The following is a 20,455-nucleotide window of genomic DNA, read 5'->3' as shown; positions in this document are numbered from 1 at the left end:
ATAAGAAAGGGTTTTCTTTATTGCTAAATATAGTGTTCTTGTAATTTACGAACGAAAATAATTTTACCAAAATATATTTTCGGTATTTTTGTACTTTTAACTATACATTTTGTATGTTTTGTTTTATTTTTGTTAGGGGACATTAATGATGTCCCTATTATAAATTTGCAGCGAAAGGCGTGATTGTACGATGGAACTATGGTTCACTGAAAAACAAACAAAACATTTTGGAATTACGGCGCGTATTAACCGCACATTACATACGGAGCAAACAGAATTTCAAAAACTTGATATGGTTGAAACTGAAGAATTCGGAAACATGCTTATTTTAGATGGCATGGTTATGACAACAGAAAAGGACGAATTCGTTTATCATGAAATGGTAGCACACGTACCTTTATTTACACACCCAAATCCTGAAAACGTATTAGTTGTTGGCGGTGGTGATGGTGGTGTAATCCGTGAAGTGTTAAAACACCCAAGCGTAAAGAAAGCAACACTTGTTGAAATCGATGGAAAAGTAATCGAGTATTCTAAACAGTACTTACCATCAATTGCAGGTGCATTAGATAACGAGCGCGTTGAAGTAAAAGTAGGAGACGGTTTCCTACACATCGCAGAAAGTGAAAATGAATACGATGTAATTATGGTTGACTCTACTGAGCCAGTAGGACCAGCAGTAAACTTATTTACAAAAGGATTCTACGCTGGAATCTCTAAAGCGTTAAAAGCAGACGGTATCTTCGTTGCGCAAACGGACAACCCTTGGTTTACACCAGAATTAATTTCAACTGTGTTTAAAGACGTAAAAGAAATCTTCCCAATTACACGTCTATACACAGCGAATATTCCAACATACCCAAGTGGAATGTGGACATTCACAATTGGATCTAAAGAACACGATCCATTAAAAGTAAGCGAAGAGCGTTTCCACGAAATTGAAACGAAATATTACACGAAAGAACTGCACAAAGCAGCATTCGTATTACCTAAGTTTGTTGGAGACTTAATTAAATAGAAAAGCGGAAGCCACCGAGCATTCTAGCCGCTGCAGCTAGACAAAAGAAAAGCGGAAGTGGCTGGATAATAGATGAAAGTGTAAGTAGCTCATTTAAGGTGCACGTCCACAAGATTTGAGCATGCTAGCTACTTACACTTCTATAAATAAAATAATCTTCTCATCGTTAAAAGAAGATTGAGGTAAATCGAGAAAGAGGAGTATAACGCTCCAAATTTGAGAAATAATGAAAGGTTGGGATACCTTAAGTTCCACATAAGGAGGAAAAGAATATGCGTTTTGATGAAGCTTATTCAGGTAAAGTATTTATTAAAAGTCATCCGAGTTTTGAAGAGTCAGAGGCTGTTATTTACGGGATGCCAATGGATTGGACAGTAAGCTACCGTCCAGGTTCTCGTTTTGGCCCTGCACGTATTCGTGAAGTATCACTTGGACTAGAAGAATATAGTCCATATTTAGATCGTGAACTAGAAGAAGTAAAATATTTTGATGCTGGCGATATTCCGTTACCATTCGGAAATCCACAGCGTAGCATAGACATGATTGAAGAATATGTAACAAAACTATTAGATGCCGGTAAGTTTCCACTAGGTCTTGGTGGTGAGCACCTAGTGTCTTGGCCAGTTTTTAAGGCAATGGCAAAAAAATATCCGGACTTAGCAATCATTCATATGGATGCTCATACTGATTTACGTGAGTCATATGAAGGGGAGCCTTTATCCCATGCTACGCCAATTCGTAAAGTGTGTGATTTGATTGGTCCGGAAAACGTATATTCTTTCGGAATTCGTTCTGGTATGAAAGAAGAATTCGAATGGGTAAAAGAAGTGGGCATGAACTTATATAAATTTGAAGTGTTAGAGCCATTAAAAGAAGTATTGCCAAAACTTGCAGGACGCCCAGTCTATGTCACAATTGACATCGACGTATTAGATCCAGCACATGCTCCTGGAACAGGAACATTAGAAGCTGGTGGTATCACATCTAAAGAACTATTAGATTCCATCGTTGCAATTGCAAATTCAAATATAAAAGTAGTCGGAGCAGACTTAGTAGAAGTAGCTCCAGTCTATGATCATAGTGACCAAACACCAATCGCAGCAAGCAAATTCGTGCGGGAAATGCTTCTTGGTTGGGTGAAGTAAAAGCGGAGGCAGCTTGCTCAGAATCGCAGGTCATTGGAGCACTCGACCGAGAAGCGGCTTACAGCACCGATATATCGGCACTTTTGCAAGATTCGATAGTATAAGAAAAAAGGAGCGAGTTTCCATCCTATGGAACTCGCTCCTTTTGCTTATGCAACTTTTTCTTCCGGAGTAATTCCGCGAATTTCATCAGCGGTACGAATTGGGTACTTACGGAAAATAATTGTTCCGATATAACCAATAATTGTGGTAACAATTCCACATAATATAGCTGCAATTGTTACTTTCATTACATCGTTGAATCCGAATAGAACAAGGAGTCCTGGAATTGGTGATGCCGTACCAGGTGCGTTATTCACAAGTTGGAATAAGGATGTAATAATGCCAGCAAGTGCACCGCCAACAAAGTTTGTCGCATAGATTGGAATTGGGTTCGCTGCGACAATGTCAGCTTGTGTTAATGGTTCAATTGCTACAGCAATTGTATCTTTCTTTGAACAAATCTTTAAACGTTTAAAGAAAATAAAGTTCATTGGAGCAGAGGCTGCTACTGCAAGACTACCGATAGCCATTGGTAGGCCTGTTAAACCGAGCATAGCAGTTAGAGCCATGGAGCTTAATGGAGATGTAGAGATAACTGTGATGAGCCCGCCAAGCATAATCCCCATAATAACCGGGCTTTCTGTAGTTGCAATTGAAATAATAGAACCGATTTTTCCAAGTGTTGCATTCACAACTGGATCCATAAGCATAGCCATTCCGCGTGAAAGTGGTGCAGCGATGAACAAGATTGCTAAAAACTCCACGCCAGCTGGCAATTTTTTTTCAAGAAATTTCACGACAAAGGCGCAAACATATCCAGCGAAAAAGCCTGGCAAAATACCAAATCCACTTGTGGCAATACCAATTAAAACAGCATATACAGGAGATACACCTATTGCGAGTGCCACTAAAATTGCAGCTGCGACACCGCTCATGCCACCAGAGGCTTGTCCAACCGATTGCAGAAAGTCATTATGAAACATTTCTCCACCAATATAACGGTGAAATGCCTCAATAAGAAAACTCGCAATTGCAGCGTTGGCCAGAGCACCCATTGCTTTCATTCCGTAAGGAGCACGGTAGCTAAACAGTGTGAAAAGAAAAAGTACAACAAGTAGTAGTGCTAAACCTTGCAAGATAGCCATTTGATAACTGTCTCCTTTTTGATATTTATTATAAAAATTTGTATTATTCAATAATAATACAAAAGTTGCTTAAACGGAAAATTTTTTTGTTAGGAAAATACTACAAACGTTTTTTCTTACAATAGTGTAAGGGAAGTGTAATACATTTCAATAGAGAATAGCATGCCCTTTTCTGTATAATTACAAATATGATTACGTGAATATGAAGCGAAATGTATATAGGAGGTACATGCATGAAATTGGTGATAAAGGTTTTAGCCGTTTTTGCCATTCTTTTAGGTGGTACGGCATATTATTTACAAACAAAAACAGAAGGTGTTCAGGCATTTGTCGATAACTTCTTTTCAAATAAAGAAATACAAGATTATTATGCGGTTATAAATAAAGGTGAGAGAATAGATGATGAATATTTATATACGTTAAAAGGTTACACAGAAAATGGAGAGAAGCAAACGATTAAAAAGATGGTGAATCGTCAATTGCACTCTGGTGCTTTTATAAAGATTTATGCGAAGGGAATGCAAGGAAAAGGATGGGCTGAGATTTCAAAAGAAGAAATTCCAGAAAAAGCTTTAAAACAGTTGCAGAAAGTATAAAAGGAGCGAGGTGTTCGCTCCTTTTTAATGCGTTAAAAGTGCAATCGATGTGTTTATTTTGTCAGAAACAATTTTTACAAGCCCTCCAATTGGAAATGTGAATATTGGAGTTGTATGGCCAAAGTTAGCATTTGCAATGACAGGAATGTGGGAAAGCTCTTGTTTTGAGTAAATCATTTCTTGTATATCTTCTATAACAGCTTCAGACGCTTTTTGAAGTTTTCCAATGACAATACCTTTTACATATTCAAATTCAGGTTGTTGCATAAGGGAGTGTAAGTAACGATCGAATGTCTGCACAGTTGCGTTTCCCGTTAAAGCATCCTCTTCTAAAAATAATATTTTATCTCGTAAGCTCGGCATATATGCTGTGCCTTGTAGTAAATTAAAGGTACTCATATTACCGCCAACAATTTTGCCAACAGCTTCCCCTTTATGTAAGGAAATATAGCCTTCATTTTGGAAGAAAGTTCGATTTTCTTGGTCCATATACCAAGAATCATCGCTCCATGTTTTAGCAGGTTGTATTTCTATTGGCTCTTCAGAAGTCATGCATTTTAAAAAGTACTCTATTGTATAATCAAGCCCTTTCTCCATTCCGAATGAAGAGAAATGAGGACCGGAATATGTAATTAGACCAGTCTTCGCATAAATTGCATTGCTTAGAGATGTAATATCAGAATAACCACAGAGAATTTTAGGGTTGTTGCGAATTAAGTCATAATTGATATGGTTTAGGAGACAATTGGAATTATATCCTCCAAGTGTTGTTAAGATTGCTTTCACCCTTGGGTCAGCAAAGGCTTCGTGCAGATCATGAATACGAGAAGAAACAGAGGAAGAAGCAAAACGGTCGATTTCTTCCGCATTTTTTGAAAAGGTAACATGAAATCCTAGATCTGTTAGTCGTTTTATAGCAAGATCTCGATTGTAATCTGAAACAATACTTAAACTAGAAGACGGTGAAATAACTCGTATTTCATCTCCCCTTTTTAATTTTGATGGTATCATTTGTAATATCCCCTTTTTGAAAGAAAATTTAGATTTAAAAGACATTTTATCATAGGCGATAGATCTTTATAAATTGTTTTTTCGAAGCAGAGTTTTCCTGATTTTTCAGCAGACAGACAGAGGCTTTTTTTGATATGATAGGAAAAGTGATTTATTATAAAGTGTATTTAATATCTATAACATGTTGAAAGGTGTGCAAGACGTGGAGAAACAACTTGCAGGCTTGCCGGTACACGTTCATTTTGTAACAGAAATCCGTGAAGGGGCACGAAAGGAGACCGTTGCTTTTGAAGCAAATGGTCAATACTATGTAAAAGGTCAAAGTACATATGTAACATTTCAGGAGCCGAACGAACAAGGCGAAGTGAAGACAATTATCAAAATTCAAGGTGAACAAGTTCTCATTATGCGTTCAGGTGCTGTTTCTATGCGTCAGACGCATGTGAAAGGTGAATGGACAACTGGTACGTATACGAGTGAGCTTGGTACGTTTGCATTGCAAACGAAAACCGATAATGTTCTTTTTAAATGGTCGGGCGAGAAGAAAAAAGGACAACTCTTTTTAACGTACGCACTGCTTCTAAGTGAACAAGAAGCTGGTCGATATACAATTACGATTAATTTGAAGGAGGCAAAATAATGAACTCTTTAGAACAAGTAAAAGAATTGATTAAAGATGAAATTAAAGCTGCGGTATTAAAAGCTGAATTAGCAACAGAAGAACAAATTCCAAATGTTGTATTAGAATCTCCAAAGGATAAAACACATGGTGACTTCTCTACGAACATGGCGATGCAGCTTGCGCGCGTTGCGAAAAAAGCACCTCGTATGATTGCAGAAGAATTAATTGCAAACTTTGATAAGGCAAAAGCTTCTATTGAAAAGATTGAAATTGCTGGTCCTGGTTTTATTAACTTCTATATGGATAACAGCTATTTAACAGACCTAATTCCGGCAATTGTTAAAGCTGGCGAGGCTTACGGTGAAACAAACACTGGTAAAGGTGAAAAAGTACAAGTTGAGTTCGTGTCTGCAAACCCAACAGGCGACCTTCACTTAGGACATGCACGCGGTGCAGCAGTAGGAGACACATTATGTAACGTATTAGCAAAAGCAGGATATGATGTATCTCGTGAATACTACATTAATGACGCTGGTAACCAGATTCATAACTTAGCGCTTTCTGTTGAAGCTCGTTACATGCAAGCATTAGGGTTAGAAAAAGAAATGCCAGAAGATGGCTACCATGGTGCGGACATCATTGGAATCGGACAACGCTTAGCAGAAGAGTTTGGCGATCGTTATGCAAAAGCTGATGAAAAAGAAAGCTACGAGTTCTACCGTGAGTACGGTTTAAAATATGAGTTAGCAAAACTTCAAAAAGACTTAGAAAGCTTCCGTGTTAAATTTGATGTTTGGTTCTCTGAAACATCACTATACAAAAACGGAAAGATTGATCAAGCTCTTGCAGTATTAAAAGAGCGCGATGAAATCTTTGAAGAAGAAGGCGCAACTTGGTTCCGTTCTATGACTTACGGTGATGATAAAAACCGTGTATTAATTAAAAACGATGGTTCTTACACGTACTTAACGCCAGATATCGCGTATCACCGTGATAAATTAGAGCGTGGATTTGATAAATTAATCAACATTTGGGGTGCTGACCACCACGGTTACATTCCTCGTATGAAAGCAGCAATCCAAGCGCTTGGTTACGACAAAGATACGTTAGAAGTAGAAATTATCCAAATGGTACAACTATACCAAAATGGTGAAAAAGTAAAAATGAGTAAGCGTACAGGTAAAGCTGTTACACTTCGTGAATTAATGGAAGAAGTAGGCGTGGACGCAATGCGTTACTTCTTTGCAATGCGTAGCGGTGACTCTCACTTAGACTTTGATATGGACTTAGCGGTATCAAAATCTAACGAAAACCCTGTATACTATGCACAATATGCTCATGCACGTGTATGCAGTATTCTTCGTCAAGGAGAAGAACTTGGTTTAACTGCAGGTGGGGATGTAAACTACAAACTGGTTGCATCTGAAAAAGAAGTAGACTTACTAAAAAAACTTGGTGAATTCCCAGCAGTAGTTGCAGACGCAGCACAAAAACGTTTGCCACACCGCATTACAAGCTATGCATTTGAATTAGCAGCAGCACTTCACAGCTTCTACAATGCAGAAAAAGTATTAAACCAAGATAACTTAGAGTTAAGTAAAGCTCGTTACGACTTAATGCGTGCAGTACGCATCACACTGCAAAATGCATTAGCATTAGTAGGTGTATCTGCGCCGGAGAAAATGTAATAGAGAAAAGCGGAGCCGACTGTTTAGTCCCGGTGGTTTTCCCTAACAGGGAAAACCACTTTTTTATTAATCTGGAATCATGAAAAAAGCCCCCCATTTCAAAAGATGGGGGCCTTTAGCTATAATTAAGCAGCTTTTTGTTCACTTTGTACAGCTGGCTTTTGAAGAACATCAGAAACACCAGTACCAATAACATCTAATGCCATTTTCATACGTTCTGGTGAAATGTTTTCTCGAATGTTATCTTGTGGTGTATGGTATACCTTTTCAATATGATAGATAAGTGGATTCCAGCTATCTACTCCCATCCAAATGAACAGAGCTGCAGGAATGCCTGCATATGCAAATGGAACATGGTCACTAGAGCCGAATTTACCTTGAAGAACAAGATCATTATTTAATTGTTTAGCCGCATTTAGTGTAGCATCCGTTACAAGATTCGTAGAACCATCTGGTGTCATTGCATATAAGTTTTTTGCTTTATCATAGTTTGTCGCAACCATATCAGCATTGAACACGCCTAAAATACGATCGCGTTCTTTTTGTGATAAGTTATCAACATAGTACTCAGAACCAATCAGTCCCATTTCTTCTGATCCAAAAGCAATAAAGCGAATTTCTTTGTCAGTTTCTACATTTTGAAATGCGCGAGCTAATTCTAATACTAGCCCTGTTCCAGAGGCGTTATCATTTGCTCCCGGTGCTCCAGCAACGCTGTCATAGTGTGAACTTACGATAACAGCTTTTTCATTTCCAGTGCTGTTTTTTGGTTTCTTTTTCGCGATAACGTTTAGTGATTGTAAGTTTGATTCATGTCTTGCTTTTAAAGAAAGGATTGTGTTCCCCTTTTTTGCTAATTCTTCCTTGAAGGCATTTCCTTGTGCATAAGCAAGGCCAAATACAGGGATTGACTGTTTTTTCGTTAATCTTGGATTGAATGTTTGTCCATAATTACCGCGACTACCAATTAAACTATATAAAAGAACGCCCTTTGCGCCTTTTGCTACTGCATTTTCTACTTGTTTGTTGTAATCTGCTACTGTTGCGCCTCTTTCAAATAAAACGATTTTTCCATTGACTTCATTTGGAATTTCGTCTAACTTTGTCCCATTTGGCACAAAAATGAGAGGAGCCGTAACAGCTTCAGCTGAAATAAGGGAATTTGGAGCAGCGCCGACTTGCCAATTTCGCGATTTGGACAATGGTGATTCAATGAACCCTACATATTGATCGGGTACAGCAAATGGCTGATATTCTACTTCATATCCCATTGACTTTAATTTCATTCCGACATAGCGGGAAGCCCATTTTTCTGATTGTGTTCCACCAGGACGTGGGCCGATGGTTTCTGATAAAAAGCGGACATGTTCGATTGCGCGATTTGCATCAACTTGTTTTGTAATAGATGGAGTCTCAATCGTTGTTTGCGGGGAATCAGCTTTTGCTTGTCCGATTGGAGCTAAGCTGACAGCGAGTGTTGCAGCAAGCAAAGAGCTTACTATTTTTTGTTTCCATGTTTTCTTCATATATTCCTCTCCCATTCTTCTATTCTATCTGACTGACAAAAGAAGACGGATAACGACTATATTCTACCTGTTATTTTTTGTATTTTCAATCAATTTGAGTTGAGAAATAAAAGTAAGGATAATTTGTATATGCATATTTACATATTTCTAGAGGGGGTGTATATGCTATTATTTGAAAGGAAGGTTCGCTTTCTTGTTTGAAAGCCCCTAAAATGCATGTCTAGTGTACCCAAACTTTAGATTATGTAGAGAAACAGAAATTCAGGGTGGGATTTCTGTTTTTCATGCTTGAACCTTTTAACTATGGTAATCATGTTCCCACATTTCATGATTACTATCAGTAAATATGTAAGGCATCCATATGCGAAGAGGAGAAATCAATGCTGATTTCTCTTCTTTTTTGTATGGAAAAAGGAATGCCATTTGCATTCCTTTTCTTTTTATAGCTCAGTTAAAATAATTGGTTCACCACGTGTTACGACAACTGTATGTTCACATTGTGCAACAAGGCTTTTATCTGGTGTTACAAATGTCCAGCCATCATCGCCGCGTTCGATAATGTGGTCGGCCTTCATAGAAATGAAAGGTTCTACAGCGATCACAAGACCGTCTTTCAGAAGCGCATTATCCATTGGATCGTAGTAGCTTAAAATGTGATTTGGTGCTTCGTGTAAGCTAAGTCCAATGCCATGTCCTGTTAAGTTTTGAATAACGGAATAGCCATTTTTATGTGCGAAGTTAGAAACTGCACGGCCGATTTGGTTTTGTTTTGAACCAGCTTTTACTTTTTTCATTGCTGCCCAAAATGCGTCTACTGCTGCTTGGCAAAGTTTTTCTTTTTCTTCATCTTGACCAAGAACAAAAGAAATACCTGTATCTGCATAATAGCCATCAAGTGCTGCAGATACATCCACATTTACTAAGTCGCCTTCTTTTAATACTTGATCTTTTGGAATACCGTGAGCAACTTCTTCATTTACACTAATACAAGTGAAGCCTGGGAAATCATATTCTTTTTCAGGTGCAGAAATAGCACCGTGCTCGTCTAATACTTTTTTGCCGATCAAATCAAGTTCTTTCGTTGTCATGCCTGGTTTTGCTTGTTTTTTCATTTCTTCACGTGCAAGCGCAACAACACGGCCGATTTTTCGTAAACCTTCTAAATCTTGTTCATTACGAATGATCATAAAAAAAACCACTGTCCTTCCTCGAATGTATATCTTACACGATTGTATCATGTTTGTTTTTGTCCTGCTACTTGCGTACTATTAACCTCGTTCTATAAAGGGTTTGAAGAGGTATAGAACAGAGTAGTGTGATTCATTTCATAAGGATTTTATGACAATTGTCATATGCATGTCATGACGTAACTTACTGTTTTCCATCTCTTCCAATTTATACAATATAAATATAAGGAACAGCGGAGGTGGAGAGATGGAAAAGATTATTGAAGTAAACAGTGTTTCAAAAACATTTAAACATAAAAAAGCTGTAAATAACGTTTCATTTCATGTGGAGAAGGGGCAAATTGTTGCACTGCTTGGGCCAAATGGTGCAGGGAAAACAACGACGATATCAATGATGCTTGGATTAAAGGATCCATCAGAAGGAGGTATTTCTGTATTTGGAAAGAGCCCGAAGCATCGAGACGTTCGTAATCGCCTTGGCGCAATGCTGCAAGAGGTAAGTGTAATTGATAGTATATCAGTTGGCGAAGCTATTGATTTGTTTCGTAGCTATTATATGAATCCAGTTGCAAAAGAAACATTGCTTCAGTTATCAAACTTAGAGTCAGAAATAAAGCAACGATGTGAAAAACTATCTGGTGGTCAGAAAAGACGGTTGAATTTTGCACTCGCACTTGCTGGAAATCCGGATTTATTATTTTTAGATGAACCGACTGTAGGAATGGATATTACGTCTAGAAAGAATTTCTGGGAAACGATTCGAAAGCTAGCAAGTGAAGGGAAAACAATCATTTTAACAACGCATTATTTAGAAGAAGCGGATGCATTAGCAAATCGTATTTTATTATTTGCTAATGGAAAAGTCATTGCAGATGGTACACCAGAGGAAATGAAAGCGACGATTTCTCAAAAAACGATTTCATTTTATTCAAAAGAAAATATTCCGACAGGATTGCTGAAGGAATTACCGCATGTAACAGGAGTGAAATCACATGAAGGGCGCTTTATCCTAACAACAGGCGATACGGATGCTACGTTACAAGCAATTTATCAAAAGAGTTTACCTGTTACAGATGTTTCAGTTGAACGTGGCAGTCTTGATGAAGCATTTGAACAGTTTGTTGCAAATCAGAAGGAGGGAATTGCATGAAAGCATTATGGATGCAATGCAAAATAGAAATCTTACGTACATTTCGCAATAAATTATTTATCTTTTTTTCATTATTAATGCCAGTTTTGTTTTATTACATTTTTACAAACGTGATTCAAGTGCCGCAAAATGGTGCGGCATGGCAAGCGCATTATTTAATTTCAATGGCAACTTTCAGTATTGTAGGAACAGCGCTTTTTAGTTTTGGTGTGAGAATTTCACAAGAAAAAGGGCAAGGATGGACACATCTTTTAAAAATTACGCCACTTCCAGAGGGAGCATATTTAACGGCTAAAATTATTTCTCAAACAGTGGTAAATGCTTTTTCAATACTTGTGATCTTTATTGCAGGGATATTAATTAATGACGTATCGTTAACAATTGGGCAATGGATTGGTGCTGGATTATGGTTGTTATTAGGTGTTACACCATTTTTAGCATTAGGAACGGTTATTGGTTCCATTAAGAAAGCAGATGCAGCTGCGGGGCTTGCTAACATTTTAAATATGAGTTTAGCAGTGTTAGGCGGTTTATGGATGCCAATTGAAGTTTTCCCGAAAGTATTAAGAACAATTGGAGAATGGACACCAACATATCACTTTGGAAGCGGAGCATGGGATATTGTCGATGGGAAATCGATAGGATGGGAAAATATCGCGATGTTAGGAGGTTATTTCCTTATATTTGTTGTAATATCAATATATATAAGAAAGAGACAGGAAGCGGTATAAATGACAGAAAATAAGCAGTTTGAATTTTTTCCAAAACATATGGGGTTCTTCCCATATATGTGGTTTGTGTATTTACTATTTCCAATTTACAATTTAACGCAAGTATCAGGATGGAAGCTTTTAATGGGTATTGGTATGCTGATCATTTTTGTTATCACATACCGTCAACTTTATTTTGCGAAGAAGACATTTATTTTATGGGCATGTATTCAAATGGTGCTTATATTCTTATTTGCCTTACTTTATAATCCTTTTATGATCTTTTTTGGATTTTTTACAGCAAGTGCAATGGGATTTGCACCAAGTAAAAAGGTATTTCGAGTATTATTTGTTCTTTTAATTGTAATGCTTGTAGGCTTTATATTTGTATATCTTGAACAATTAACAACTACAAGTTTAGTTAATATTGTTCCAATGTTTATCTTAATGATTCTTACACCGTTTGGTATGCGTAATTTCAATCAAAAAAAGATGTTAAAGAACCAGCTACATCAAGCAAACGAACAAATTAAAGATTTAGTAAAACGTGAAGAACGACAGCGAATCGCAAGGGACCTCCACGATACGTTAGGGCATACATTATCTCTGATTACTCTAAAAAGCCAACTTGTTGAGAAGTTGATTGTGAAAAATCCAGAGCGTGCAAGCTTAGAAGCGAAGGAAATTACGCAGACATCTCGTACAGCTTTAAAACAATTGCGTGAATTGATTTCCGATATGCGGATGATTACTGTGGAAGAAGAGTTGGAACAAATAAAAGTTATCCTGCAAGCTGCTAATATTTCACTAGAGGTAGAGCAAACAGCGAGTTCAAGTGCATTATCACCACTTGAGCAAAATATTTTAGGGATGTGTTTGCGAGAAGCGGTAACAAATGTCGTCAAGCATAGTAAGGCAGCGATATGTACAGTTTCTTTATTTGAAACACAGGGAGAACTTATTTTGCAGGTTAAGGATAATGGAGTGGGATTACAAAAGCAAAGTCATGATGGGAATGGCATATTAGGTATGAAAGAACGGCTCGCACTGATTGATGGAGAACTTGAACTAGAGGAACTGCATCCGGGGACGATGTTAATCGTGAAGGTTCCAATTGTAATTAGAACGGGAAAAGATGAGGTGAGGGCATGATTCGAATTATTATTGCAGAGGATCAACGAATGCTTCGTGGGGCATTAGGAGCGCTTCTTGATTTAGAAGATGATATTGAAGTGGTTGGGCAAGCGGAAAATGGAGAAGAAGCTTTAAAATTAATTGAAAAGTTGCAGCCAGATGTCGGTATTATGGATATTGAAATGCCGATTCAAAGCGGATTAGATGTTGCAGAGATGCTACAGAAGAAAAAATCACCATGCAAGGTAATGATGTTAACAACATTTGCACGTCCAGGTTATTTTGAAAGGGCGATGAAAGCAGGAGTTCATGGGTATTTACTAAAAGATAGCCCGAGTGAAGATTTAGCGGCAGCGATTCGCAACGTGATGCAGGGAAAACGAGAGATTTCTCCTGAATTAATGTTTGGGTTATGGCAGGAACAAAATCCATTATCAGATCGAGAGAAAGAAGTACTACTGTTAGCGAAAGAGGGAAAAACAGCAAATGAAATTGCAAAAGTACTCTATCTTTCACCTGGCACAGTGCGAAATTATATTTCAGAAGTATTAACAAAGCTAAATGCTAAAAATAGAATTGAAGCGATTACGATTGCTGAAGAAAAGGGTTGGATATAAAAAGATGTTTACCAGTTATAGTGGTAAACATCTTTTTTTGCATCTCTTACAATTTGTAAGGAGTTATAGAATTTAGATTTTACTTCATTTTTCGACAAAATATTTGTTATAGTAAGAGGAGGTTGCTGTTCTAGGTTTTGGGCAACTTTACCACTAACAGTCTTAATTGCCTCATGCTTATCTACTTTAACAACGATGTCTTGACCATATATTTTGTCACTTTTATATGTTTGGAAAAGACGTACTTCGGCTTGATTTTCTTTTGCCTTTTTATTTGTAGGTTGAAAGCCAACATTTTTTCAGTGGTAACTTGTTTTTGTTACGCGTTAACCTCTTGTACTTCACCCTTTAAGTATTTTTAGCAATATTTCCTACTGTGATGTTTTGTAGTTCAGTTTATGTACGAATTATTGAAACTAGGTTGAGCAACTTCAACGTTTGCTTCACTTTTATCAATTTCTGGGGCACGAGAATTGCTTCCATTGATAAAGGCTAGAGTAGACCAAAAGTAAGGAATACACTAGCAACTTTTCTATCATTCATTTCTAACACTACGAGTATTGTATCTGTCTAAGATGATTTATAAGAAAAGTTTGCTAAATTTATACATGTTATGCAATATTTCATGTCAAAAATTGTCGAAAACCAGTATTGTAGTGGTATGACAACTTCGGAAGTTAGATTTCTGTAATGGGATGGTGAACAATTATGCACGCAGAAAAGCTGGGAGCAGAAATAAAGAAAATTAGAATGTTAAGAGGTTTAACACAAAAACAGTTATCTGATAATATATGTCATCAATCAGAAGTGAGCAGAATTGAATCAGGCTCAGTATATCCAAGTATGGATATACTCCAAGGAATTGCAGCAAAGCTAAGAGTTCCCATCATTCATTTTTATGAGGTACTCATTTATTCTGATATTGAAAGAAAGAAACAGTTTAAAGATTATATTCTATTACTCTGTAAGCAAAAGAAATATAAAGAAATTTATAATAAAGTCTGGGAGGAACTCAAAAAAGATGAGTATCATCCAGAATTTCAACAATTTCTTCAGTGGCAGTATTATTTGGCAGCGTATATGTTAAAAAAGATAAGTTATGAATATTGTATTTTAGAACTAAAAAAATTACTCAACCAAGAATTAGCAGGAATTGATGTATTTCAAAATTTATATATAGAAAATGCTATAGCAAACATTTATGCAGAAAATGGATGTTTCAAAAAAAGTATTGAGTTGTTTGAAGATATTTTAAAACAATTGGAATCTCTCCATAGCAATGAAGAATTTGCTGTAAAGGTTAGATATAATCATGCAAAAGCACTGTATTTAGATAATCGATATGAAGAGGCGCTTTATCAGGTTATAAAGGCAATTGAAATCTCTTGTCGTATTAATAGCATGTCATTAATTGGACAATTACAATATCAAAAAGGTGAATGTCTTGAAAAGCTAGGAAATGCAAAAGAAGACATTCAAGAAGCTTATGAAAAAGCGTTGTTCTTCTTTGATTTATTAGAACTGCATGAGTATAAAGATACACTTTTAAAAAAATTAAAGTGATGCTTTTCTTGGTAAGGAGCTTATTAATGGGATAAAAACGAGTTTTTTATAAGAGTAGATAGAATTAAGGTTTGGACATTAATGGATATGCATAATTGCATATAGGATGGATAAATTTTCATGATATATTGAAAGAAAAACATGTGGGTGATGGAATATGAAAAAGCTACTTATCGGTAGTATGTTGACGTTAGCGATGATATGGGGTATTTCTCTTGGAGATAAATTATTAGATGAAAGTTATGGAGTCATTCATAACAATCAAGAAGTACAGTTGGCTTCTGATTTACCATTTGAATACTAAGATAAAAAAAGAACCCTGGCGAGGGTTCTTTTTTAGATGTTAAGAAGAATGAATTTGTAGTTGTTTCTGTAATAAATTCAATACTTTATGAGAAGAAACTGGTTTACTAATTAAAAAGCCTTGAATATGGTCGCAATTTTGGTGGTGTAAAAATGACCATTGTTCATGTGTTTCAACGCCTTCAGCAATAACGTTAAGCTGCAAATCTTTTGCTAGTGTAATAATAGAAGACGTAATGGCCTCCTCTAACGGATTATTATGAATTTGACTTATGAACTCTCTTGCGATTTTGAGTGTGTGAATTGGATATTTTGTTAAATAGGATAATGAGCTATAACCTGTTCCAAAGTCATCAATTGAAATTTGAACGCCAATTTCTTGCAGTTGCTCTAGCTTTTCAATTACTGATTGTTTTTTGTTAAGAGCAATACTTTCAGTAATTTCGAGATCTAATGCTTGCGGAGCTAAACTCGTTTCTTTTAATACTCTTGAGATCGTTGAAATTAATTCCCCATCATTAAATTGTACGACTGATAAATTTACACCAACTTTTAATTGGGTAAATCCTTCATCATGCCATTTTTTGGCTTCCTGGCAAGCAGTTCGTAGAATCCATTCTCCGAGTTTAATAATAAATCTCGTTTCTTCTGCAATAGGGATGAACTGTGCAGGTGACACAATCCCAAGCTTTGGATGTTTCCAACGAATCAATGCTTCGAAGCCGATAATTTCTTCTGTTCTTGTATTGACTTGTGGTTGGTATTGTAAGAAGAATTCATTTTGCTGCAATGCTTTTGAAAGTTCTCCTTCTAAAAATTGCGTTTCATTTTCAACAATGCTCATTTCTTCTGAGAAGAAAACAAATTTATTTTTTCCGGTTGCTTTTGCACGGTACATAGCAATATCTGCATGTTTCATGAGTTCTGTTACATTTGTGCCGTGATCAGGAAACATGGCGATTCCGATACTTGGTGTAATAGATAATTCTTCATTTTTGATAAAAAACGGTTTGTTTAATGCGGTTAATAACCGCTCAGCGATAAAGCCTGCACTTTTTTGTGAATAGACATCCGGCAACATGAGCGTAAATTCGTCTCCACCTTGACGTGCAACGATATCTCGAGTGCACAAGCAATTTTGGAATCTTTTGGAGACTTCAATGAGTAATAAATCTCCTACATCATGTCCAAGTCGATCATTAATTTTTTTGAATCGGTCTAAATCTACAAATAATACGGCTAGCGATGTTTGATTTATACTTAGTTTATTTAAAGTAGTCTGTAAGTCTAGTTCAAATTTGCGGCGATTAGGTACTCCTGTAAGCGCATCATGAAAGGCTAAGTGTTCAATTTGTTTTTGTTTTTCATTTAACTCGGTAATATCACGAGCGATGCCAAACATTCCTATTACAAACTTTTCAACTATAATAGGAATGAGTGTCATATGCAGGTGAAAGTAGCGATTTTCTGCCATTCTTTTTGTACGTATTTCTAAGGTTTGTGGTTTTCCCTCTTTTGTACGCTGTAAGGCAGCTTCTACCAGTTTATAATCATTTACATCAATGAAATGGAAAAGGGTATAACTAGTATCTTCACAATAATATGCTTTAAATAAGTTGGTACATGCCTTATTTGTACTTTGAAAATTCCCGTTTAAATCAAGTGAAAAAACAGCATCAGGATGATCTTCAAATAATGACCTATAGCGTTGTTCACTTCTAGAAAGAGCATGAATGCCTTCTTTTACTTTATCCTCTAGTTGTATAGTTAATTCTTCATACGTATGAATCAGGTTTTGATTATCTTTCCACATATAAAGTTGTCTTAAGAATAATAAGACTAAAGAGACTACAAAACCGATTAAAATAGGTTTTTTTTGTGAATATTCAACTATTATAAAAATAGAAACTGCAACGATACTAAAAAATGGTAAAATAAACCGAATGTAGTCAAAGCGATAATACTTTATTTTTGTTGGATTTGTGACAGGTTTATTTAATACATATAGCAATGCAGACAGTCCAATGGACAAAATAGAAATTGTATGAACAAGATAGATTAATTCAGCAGAAGCTATTATTCCTCTGTAAAATTTATAAATATAACTATAAATAAGTATAGAAGAAAAACCAATAATTAAAGCGATCCTACTAGAAGAGTGTTGTTCTCTTCTATATAAACTAATGACTGCGTATACGACCGATGATTGGGCGATAAAATACCCTGTTAAAATCCACATTTCTACTGTAATCGCGTTAAGGCTTGGTATAGGAAGGATAACAGTAAATATGAAATATATATTCATAATAATGATAAAAATACTATCAAATAAAAATTGAGATAGAGCCTTTATTGAATAATTTTTTGTGAATTTTACTGCGAAAGCAATGAATAATAAAATGTATTGTATGATGAAAAACGGTAGTGCTTCATATGAAAAAATAGCTTGTTTGTAAATCGAAAGCACTTGAAAGTAAAGCGTGATTTCCATTGTAAAACCGAATAGGCAAGTACATAAGATGAGTATCCAAAATAGTCTTTCTTCCTTAGTAATCTTCCGAATTGTCTTATATAAACAATAACAGGATAAGAGTGTAGCAAAGCAAAATAAGAAAAGGATTCCAATCTCTTTTCCAAGCCAGCTTTGTGGGATTATTGTAATCCATAGAAGAAATATACAACAATAAAAAATAAAGAAATTTATATATATTTTGTGTTCATTCATTGCATGACTCCATTTCAAAAAATACTATATTATAATAATATCGCATTAGAGAAAGTGGAATCATGAAAAAACGTTACAATTACCATTGTAACGTTGCACCACTTGTTCGTTTTATTCCTCTAATAGAAGCGAGTTCATCCACTAATTGAAAAAGTGCTAGATCTTTTTGTTTACTCTCAATCATGATGTCAAAATCTTTATTGACTGCTTTAGCAATGTGCAAAAAGGGTCTTATAAATGTAGCGTCAATATAGTCAGCGTGAGCTCTGAATTCCTTTTCTGACTTTGGCGAAGAAATATGAACTTTAGGAATTGTATTTGTATGATTCCACGTTTCAAAAATAGCTGGTAATAGCTTTTCCAATGGTTCGCCGCATGGATTTGCCATATGATGATGGTAATCGAATACGAAAGGGATTTGTTCTTGATTACAAACAGCTAATGTTTCAGAAGCTGTATAGGTTTTATCATCATTTTCAAGAGTCATTTGCTGCCTGATATGTGGCGGTAACTTTTTTATATTCTCATGAAAGCGTAGGATAGCCTTTTCTTTGTTGCCATATGCACCCCCTACATGAATGTTAATATAAGAAGAATCTGCTAATTCCATTGCGTCTAATACGTTATAGTGATATGTCATATCTAGAACGGCATTTTCTGTAATGTGAGGTTTGTCACTTGTAAATAATGTGAACTGATTTGGATGAAAGCTCACTCGTAAATTATGCTCTCGGATTAATTCCCCCATTTTACGCCAAAATGGTGCGAATATATGGATATAATCAAAATCGACTTCAGGGTGCGTTGCCAGTGGAACGATAGAAGAAGATAATCGATATAAGGGAATTTCATGTGCGATATTGTAATGCAGGATACGTAATGTATGCATAAGGTTTTGTTTTGTAACATTATATAGTTTCTCTTCTCGTTCCTGTTTGCCAAGCTTTTTCCACGTTGTAAATGTCATTGTTTTAGCAGGGGAACAGTCCCACAAAGCCACTGCATGTGAGACATACCCAAAGCGCATAATCATCTGCTCTACCCCCGTTATTTATTATTTACTTATAAAAGTTTCATTTCATAAGAAGAACGCTAGTAACGTCCCAATCCATTCTTTTCCTTTATCGACGAGAGAGAGAGAGGAAACATCTTTCCAAGTAAGCAATGAAGAGCCTTCAATATCTTTGCTAATTTGAACCTTAATTTCTTGTATAAAAGCTGGATCATAAAGGAGACAATTTATTTCATGATTGATATATAAACTTCTCATATCAAAATTAGCTGTTCCAATATCACAAGTATGATTATCTACCATAATAATTTTGGCATGAAAAAACCCTTGTTGAAATTCGTAAATATTACAACCTGCTTGTATCAATTTTCGGCAGTATGGTAATTTTGCTTCGCGAACGAGTGGATGATCTGCCTTTTTTGGAACAAGAATTGTAACGCGAACACCTCGCTTTTTTGCTTGTAATAACGCATTCATCACTATTTTTCCTGGAATGAAATAGGGCGTCCCAATGTATAATTCTTCTTTTGCACTTTCAATAAGTGATACAAATGTTTCCTGTAAATAGGCCCCGTCTGTTGGGATAAAACGGTGCACTATAGGTCCTGGTAGCTGTTTAGGAAAAAATGATGCTTCTTCTAGCAAATCTTCATTTGTATCATCGCGCCAATCGTGCAAAAACTGTTTTTGTAGATCTTGTACGCCTTCTCCAGTCAGGCGTAAATGATAATCACGCCAAAGGCCAAGTTCTGGATCATGACCTAAATATTCCTCTCCGATGTTGAACCCCCCAATATAGCCAACTTTCCCATCGATAATCGTAATTTTTCTATGATTTCTTTGGTTTGCAGAAAAAAAGAGAAAAGGGATCTTGATTTTATGACAATATGAAAAAGATACACCATGTTGCCTGAGTGAGCGAATGGATTCATCTGATAAATGATGACTTCCTATACGATCGAGAAGGAGACGTACTTCTATACCCTGTTTTGCTTTTTCAGTGAGAAGCTGTAAAAAGGTTTGACTAATTTCATCATTTTTGACAATGAAAAATAAAATATGTATATGATGCTTCGCCTCCTGTATATCCAGAAGTAAATCATTGTATAAATTTGTGCCCCATGTATATAATTTAAAATCGCTGCATCGTAAAGGAAAAGAGCGGGGTTTTATTTTTTTTAAATGATGTTTTCTTCCGAGTAAAAGGTCGAGTGAAATCCATATGATTAAGCCTGTTAGTAAGAGAGATAAAAAGACCATT

The 20,455-nt window shown here is 36.1% G+C and carries 18 protein-coding genes and 1 pseudogene; 11 read left to right on the top strand and 8 right to left on the bottom strand.

Annotated features, from left to right (window positions below; translation table 11 throughout):
* Positions 1 to 190: 190 nt before the first annotated feature.
* Both speE and speB read left to right on the top strand, forming a co-directional pair.
* The gene (gene speE / locus AC1M36_RS20565; RefSeq protein WP_174100832.1) at positions 191 to 1,018 is read left to right on the top strand and encodes a polyamine aminopropyltransferase; all 828 of its coding nucleotides are present in this window, start codon (positions 191 to 193) and stop codon (positions 1,016 to 1,018) included.
* A gap of 272 nt (positions 1,019 to 1,290) precedes the next feature.
* Positions 1,291 to 2,163 (top strand): agmatinase, encoded by an 873-nt coding sequence (gene speB, locus AC1M36_RS20560; protein ID WP_336451514.1) that lies wholly within the window; start codon positions 1,291 to 1,293, stop codon positions 2,161 to 2,163.
* Positions 2,164 to 2,312: 149 nt separating this feature from the next.
* Here speB and AC1M36_RS20555 read toward each other — a convergent pair whose 3' ends face one another.
* Positions 2,313 to 3,350 carry a PTS sugar transporter subunit IIC gene (locus tag AC1M36_RS20555; protein ID WP_336451515.1) on the bottom strand — a complete coding sequence of 346 codons (1,038 nt, stop codon included), beginning with the start codon at positions 3,348 to 3,350 and terminating at the stop codon, positions 2,313 to 2,315.
* 233 nt (positions 3,351 to 3,583) lie between these two features.
* Between AC1M36_RS20555 and AC1M36_RS20550 the strand changes: the two genes are divergently transcribed.
* Positions 3,584 to 3,946: a YxeA family protein gene (locus AC1M36_RS20550; RefSeq protein ID WP_479846137.1), complete on the top strand. Its 363-nt coding sequence runs from the start codon at positions 3,584 to 3,586 to the stop codon at positions 3,944 to 3,946.
* Between the two features lie 24 nt (positions 3,947 to 3,970).
* Here the strand turns inward: AC1M36_RS20550 and AC1M36_RS20545 are convergent, their stop codons facing one another.
* Complete coding sequence (locus AC1M36_RS20545; RefSeq protein ID WP_336451517.1) at positions 3,971 to 4,957, bottom strand: S66 family peptidase; 987 nt, start codon at positions 4,955 to 4,957, stop codon at positions 3,971 to 3,973.
* Between the two features lie 202 nt (positions 4,958 to 5,159).
* Here AC1M36_RS20545 and AC1M36_RS20540 point away from each other — a divergent pair, with 202 nt between their 5' ends.
* Both AC1M36_RS20540 and argS read left to right on the top strand, forming a co-directional pair.
* Positions 5,160 to 5,597: a YwiB family protein gene (locus AC1M36_RS20540; RefSeq protein WP_336451518.1), complete on the top strand. Its 438-nt coding sequence runs from the start codon at positions 5,160 to 5,162 to the stop codon at positions 5,595 to 5,597.
* The gene (argS, locus tag AC1M36_RS20535) at positions 5,597 to 7,267 is read left to right on the top strand and encodes an arginine--tRNA ligase (protein WP_431613153.1); all 1,671 of its coding nucleotides are present in this window, start codon (positions 5,597 to 5,599) and stop codon (positions 7,265 to 7,267) included. Before AC1M36_RS20540 ends, argS begins: the two co-directional genes overlap by 1 nt.
* Positions 7,268 to 7,392: 125 nt before the next feature.
* On the opposite strand, the gene AC1M36_RS20530 is transcribed toward argS, so the two are convergent.
* Both AC1M36_RS20530 and map read right to left on the bottom strand, forming a co-directional pair.
* Positions 7,393 to 8,793, bottom strand: coding sequence for a M28 family metallopeptidase (locus AC1M36_RS20530; RefSeq protein WP_336451520.1), 1,401 nt, complete (start codon positions 8,791 to 8,793; stop codon positions 7,393 to 7,395).
* A 440-nt stretch (positions 8,794 to 9,233) separates the two neighbouring features.
* Positions 9,234 to 10,031 carry a type I methionyl aminopeptidase gene (map, locus tag AC1M36_RS20525; RefSeq protein WP_336451521.1) on the bottom strand — a complete coding sequence of 266 codons (798 nt, stop codon included), beginning with the start codon at positions 10,029 to 10,031 and terminating at the stop codon, positions 9,234 to 9,236.
* A 196-nt stretch (positions 10,032 to 10,227) separates the two neighbouring features.
* Between map and AC1M36_RS20520 the strand changes: the two genes are divergently transcribed.
* Genes AC1M36_RS20520 through AC1M36_RS20505 form a run of 4 tightly spaced genes read left to right on the top strand, consistent with a single transcriptional unit; the run spans position 10,228 to position 13,591 of the window.
* Positions 10,228 to 11,130 carry an ABC transporter ATP-binding protein gene (locus tag AC1M36_RS20520; RefSeq protein ID WP_336451522.1) on the top strand — a complete coding sequence of 301 codons (903 nt, stop codon included), beginning with the start codon at positions 10,228 to 10,230 and terminating at the stop codon, positions 11,128 to 11,130.
* Positions 11,127 to 11,861 carry an ABC transporter permease gene (locus AC1M36_RS20515; RefSeq protein ID WP_336451523.1) on the top strand — a complete coding sequence of 245 codons (735 nt, stop codon included), beginning with the start codon at positions 11,127 to 11,129 and terminating at the stop codon, positions 11,859 to 11,861. Before AC1M36_RS20520 ends, AC1M36_RS20515 begins: the two co-directional genes overlap by 4 nt.
* The gene (locus tag AC1M36_RS20510; protein WP_479846136.1) at positions 11,862 to 12,992 is read left to right on the top strand and encodes a sensor histidine kinase; all 1,131 of its coding nucleotides are present in this window, start codon (positions 11,862 to 11,864) and stop codon (positions 12,990 to 12,992) included. It begins immediately after the preceding gene.
* Positions 12,989 to 13,591, top strand: a complete 603-nt coding sequence (locus tag AC1M36_RS20505; RefSeq protein WP_336451525.1) for a response regulator transcription factor — start codon at positions 12,989 to 12,991, stop codon at positions 13,589 to 13,591. Before AC1M36_RS20510 ends, AC1M36_RS20505 begins: the two co-directional genes overlap by 4 nt.
* 38 nt (positions 13,592 to 13,629) lie before the next feature.
* Here AC1M36_RS20505 and AC1M36_RS20500 read toward each other — a convergent pair.
* Positions 13,630 to 14,074, bottom strand: a pseudogene (locus AC1M36_RS20500) (M4 family metallopeptidase); the annotation flags it as partial.
* Positions 14,075 to 14,299: 225 nt separating this feature from the next.
* Between AC1M36_RS20500 and AC1M36_RS20495 the strand changes: the two are divergent.
* Positions 14,300 to 15,154: a helix-turn-helix domain-containing protein gene (locus AC1M36_RS20495; protein WP_336451526.1), complete on the top strand. Its 855-nt coding sequence runs from the start codon at positions 14,300 to 14,302 to the stop codon at positions 15,152 to 15,154.
* Between the two features lie 157 nt (positions 15,155 to 15,311).
* Positions 15,312 to 15,458, top strand: coding sequence for a quorum-sensing peptide PapR (locus AC1M36_RS20490; RefSeq protein WP_336451527.1), 147 nt, complete (start codon positions 15,312 to 15,314; stop codon positions 15,456 to 15,458).
* A gap of 39 nt (positions 15,459 to 15,497) precedes the next feature.
* Here AC1M36_RS20490 and AC1M36_RS20485 read toward each other — a convergent pair whose 3' ends face one another.
* The 3 genes from AC1M36_RS20485 to cls all read right to left on the bottom strand — a co-directional run bounded on the left by AC1M36_RS20485 (position 15,498) and on the right by cls (position 20,454).
* The gene (locus tag AC1M36_RS20485) at positions 15,498 to 18,182 is read right to left on the bottom strand and encodes a DUF4084 domain-containing protein (RefSeq protein WP_336451528.1); all 2,685 of its coding nucleotides are present in this window, start codon (positions 18,180 to 18,182) and stop codon (positions 15,498 to 15,500) included.
* 79 nt (positions 18,183 to 18,261) lie between these two features.
* Positions 18,262 to 19,215, bottom strand: coding sequence for a UV DNA damage repair endonuclease UvsE (uvsE, locus tag AC1M36_RS20480; RefSeq protein ID WP_336451529.1), 954 nt, complete (start codon positions 19,213 to 19,215; stop codon positions 18,262 to 18,264).
* Positions 19,216 to 19,260: 45 nt separating this feature from the next.
* Positions 19,261 to 20,454, bottom strand: coding sequence for a cardiolipin synthase (gene cls, locus AC1M36_RS20475; RefSeq protein ID WP_336451530.1), 1,194 nt, complete (start codon positions 20,452 to 20,454; stop codon positions 19,261 to 19,263).
* Position 20,455: the final 1 nt, after the last annotated feature.

The organism is Bacillus sp. Medicinal_06 (assembly GCF_056711665.1).
This window is presented reverse-complemented; position numbering and strand designations above follow the sequence as displayed.